The following is a 3,478-nucleotide window of genomic DNA, read 5'->3' as shown; positions in this document are numbered from 1 at the left end:
TGGTGGCACGAAGCAGCGCCAGCGATCCGCCGATGGCGATCAGCGTGGTCGAGGCGAACCAGGCGGTGCCGTTCTGCAGCGAGGTCATGATGTGGGTATCGACGATACGGGCCTCGCGCTCCAACATCCGGCGTATCCAGACCTCGCGGTAGACATGCATTCGCGCCGACAGGCTGTCGCGGCCATAGGCGGAATGCTCCAGCGTGATCGCATAGGTGCTCCATTCGAGAATGAAGAACCCCAGCGCAAACACATCAACCCAGGAATAATCGATCATACCGCACCCGTTGGAGAAGCAGCGATGGTGCCACGCGGGAAGAGTCGCGGCAACACGCCTTCCGCGCGGCTTGCTTGCAGCGGCGCAGACGTGGCAACCTCAAAGCCGCGCGAATGGAGTAGCAGATGTCGTTGACGCTGGTGATCGGTAACAAGAATTATTCGTCGTGGTCGATGCGGCCATGGATCGCGCTGCAGGCGTGCGGCATCGCTTTCGACGAGGTGATGATTCCGCTCTATACCGGCGCCGCCGACAAGGCGCGCCTTCTCGGATTCAGCCAGTCCGGCAAAGTGCCGGCGCTGATCGACGGCGACCTCACGGTGTGGGATTCGTTGGCGATCATCGAATACGCCGCCGAACGTTTTCCCGAGGCGAAGCTGTGGCCGCAGGATCGTGCCAGCCGGGCGCATGCGCGGTCGATTTCTGCGGAGATGCATTCCGGCTTCATGGCGCTGCGCAACGAATGCGGCATGAACCTGCACCGGCCGGTGAAGGCGAAGGCGCTGTCGGCCGATGCGCTGGCCAATATCGCGCGCATCCAGCAAATCTGGGCCGAGTGCCATGCGCGCTACGGCCAGACCGGGCCCTATCTGTTCGGCCACTTCAGCGGCGCCGACGCGATGTATGCGCCGGTCGTCCACAGGTTTCTCAGTTACGCCGTCGAGGTGCAGCCGGACGCCCGCTTCTATATGGATGCGATGCTGGCGCTGCCGGCGTTCCGGCAATGGACCGACGAGGGCCTCGCCGAAACCCTGGTGATCGAGCGCTTCGAAGGCGATTGACGCCGTCGGCTTCGCCACAACAACAGCATATTGCGGGTTCATTGCAGCCACCAATGTGAAGCTTTCACGCGAGCGGGGACTCTCGATGAACTGGGCATGGGCAACGTCGCTCGAGCAACTCTGGCGGTCGCCGGGTTTTCCGATGTGGCTGACGCTGGCCGCGGCGGGGTTTTTCGCTGTGATCGTGCTGATCACGCAGCTGCGCGCGGAAAGATCCGTCGGCAACGGGGCGCTGACGGTGGTCACGCTGCTGGCGATTGCGGTGGCGGCCGCGGCAACAGTTCGCAGCTATGGGCCGGCCGGGCAGGGCACAGCGGCATCTGCCGCGCCGCCGGCCATCACGGCCTCGCTGCCGGCGCTCTCCTGCCTCGACGACCTGGCCGGCGACACGGTGCTGGCGGCCTGCGAAAAGGTGCTGTTCGGCTCGGCCGAATCCGCCGCCGCGGCGGTGTCGTATGCGGCCGCGAAAATCAGCCGGCTCGCCGCCTATGGCGACGTCGCCGCCGCCAACGAGGTCATGACGCCGGACCTGATGGCGCTGCGCCGCACCGTCGAACGCGACCGCTACGGCCTGATCGCCTATGTGCTGCAGACCCGCGAGCGTTGCCAGGCCGCTAGTTGCTCCGTCTATGCATCGCTGACCGACCACAACCGGATCGCTGCCAACATGGAAGAGCGCACCTATGACGGTCTGATCACCCGCTACGCGCCAGCCTGGAACGCGCCGCCGGCTGCGGCGGCGGCCGTTACCGGCGCGCTGGCCGGATTGCCGCTGTCGATACCTACCGGTAAGCCGACCACCGCGGATTTCCCGTCGTCGGCCTCGATCCCGCCGATCAATATCATGACCCCCGAACCGGCGGCTCCCGCACCGCGCACGCCGACGGCACCCAAGGCGTCCCCCGCGGCGGCCAACGCGCAGGATCCGCGCCCATCGGTATCCGCTGCGGCGACGGCGCCCGCGGCGAAGAAGCCCGCGGCGCCGAAAGCGCCTCGTCCACAGGCGCAGACGCCGGTCAACCTTGCGCCGGCCGCCGCTGCGCCCGATAATTGAGCCTTGTAAATCTCCGCCGCGATGACAACTTCGGACTCATGTCTCTCAACCTGATCAAACTCGCCGTTGGCTGTGAATCCATCAAGGAATTCAAGGGCTGGGTCGCCGAGCGCCTGGCTCTGGCCAAGAAGAACGGCACGCCGCTGCACCATATCCACATCACCCGCATGGTGCCGAAGCGCGACGCCGAGCTGCTTGACGGCGGCTCGCTGTATTGGGTGATCAAGGGCGAGATCGCGGTTCGCCAGCGACTGGTCGCCATCGAGCCGTTCCGCGACAGCGCCGGCATCAACCGCTGCCGGCTGCGGATGGACCCCAAGGTGTTCTCGGTATCGCCGCGGCCGCTGCGCCCGTTCCAGGGCTGGCGCTACCTCGCGCCCACCGACGCGCCGCCCGACCTCGGCAAGGCTGCGGCCTCGATCGAGGCGATGCCCGAACCGATGCGTCGCGAATTGCGCGAGCTGGGATTGCTATAGGGCGCCGTAGCATTCGCCTCGTCGATGCGATGCTGCTCGTTCCCCGGACGCGATGCAATACGATTTGCTTAGCAGAGCGGGGGCACGAGATTGGCGCTCCGGCCTCTCCACGTCATGGCCGGGTCTTTCCCGGCCATCCACGGCAACATGCGCCGCGGAGCGCGGGAACTTGGATACCCGGCATACGCCGGGCACGACGGCGTTTGTAGGACGGCCTGTCGATGAAATGTGATGAAGCAACACTGCGTGTTGCATCGCGTCCGGGGCACGTTTCCAACGACCTGAATCCGACTTTACGTCGCTGTCACGGCGCGCAAATCCGCGACCAATTCCGCGACGCGTTCCGGCTGCGTGTCCCAGGCGAACATGAAGCGCGCGCTGCCACCGATGAAGGTGTAGAACTGCCAGCCGCGCTGTCGCAGCGCGTCCATGGCCGCTGTCGGCATTTTCAGGAACACCGCATTGGCTTGCGTTGGAAACATCAACTCGACGCCGGGCAGCTCGGCGACCTGATCGGCCAGCAGCTTCGCGCAGCCATTGGCGTGGGTGGCATTGCGCAGCCAGGCGCCGCTCTCCAGCATCCGCACCCAGGGCGCCGACAGAAAGCGCATCTTTGATGCGAGCTGGCCGGCCTGCTTGCAGCGATAGTCGAAGTCTTCCGCAAGATCGCGATTGAAGAAGATGATAGCTTCGCCGACCGCCATGCCGTTCTTGGTGCCGCCGAAACACAGCACATCGACGCCGGCGCGCCAGGTGGTGTCCGCCGGGCTGCAGCCGAGGCTGGCGCAGGCATTGGCGAAGCGCGAGCCGTCCATGTGCAGGCTGAGGCCAAGTTCGCGGCAGGTGGCGGAGATCGCCGCGATCTCGGCGAGGCTGTAGACCTGTCCTG

General features: G+C 65.7%; 5 protein-coding genes. 3 read left to right on the top strand and 2 right to left on the bottom strand.

Going from position 1 to position 3,478, the window contains the following annotated elements:
• The coding region (locus JWR89_RS04860; RefSeq protein WP_299712424.1) for a DUF599 family protein at positions 1–274 on the bottom strand (274 nt) is incomplete at its 3' end.
• A gap of 128 nt (positions 275–402) precedes the next feature.
• Between JWR89_RS04860 and JWR89_RS04855 the strand changes: the two genes are divergently transcribed.
• From JWR89_RS04855 to JWR89_RS04845, 3 genes are all read left to right on the top strand, one after another.
• Positions 403–1,059 (top strand): glutathione S-transferase family protein, encoded by a 657-nt coding sequence (locus tag JWR89_RS04855; protein ID WP_299712422.1) that lies wholly within the window; start codon positions 403–405, stop codon positions 1,057–1,059.
• Between the two features lie 85 nt (positions 1,060–1,144).
• On the top strand, positions 1,145–2,113 hold the full coding sequence (locus tag JWR89_RS04850) for a hypothetical protein (RefSeq protein ID WP_299712421.1): 969 nt from the start codon (positions 1,145–1,147) through the stop codon (positions 2,111–2,113).
• A gap of 38 nt (positions 2,114–2,151) precedes the next feature.
• On the top strand, positions 2,152–2,589 hold the full coding sequence (locus JWR89_RS04845; RefSeq protein ID WP_299712419.1) for a DUF1489 domain-containing protein: 438 nt from the start codon (positions 2,152–2,154) through the stop codon (positions 2,587–2,589).
• 293 nt (positions 2,590–2,882) lie between these two features.
• Here JWR89_RS04845 and JWR89_RS04840 read toward each other — a convergent pair.
• The coding region (locus JWR89_RS04840; RefSeq protein WP_299712417.1) for a beta-eliminating lyase-related protein at positions 2,883–3,478 on the bottom strand (596 nt) is incomplete at its 5' end.

The organism is Tardiphaga sp. (assembly GCF_028290785.1).
Lineage (GTDB): Bacteria > Pseudomonadota > Alphaproteobacteria > Rhizobiales > Xanthobacteraceae > Tardiphaga.
Note: the sequence above shows the minus strand (reverse complement) of the source record. Positions and strands in the feature narration are given on the sequence as shown.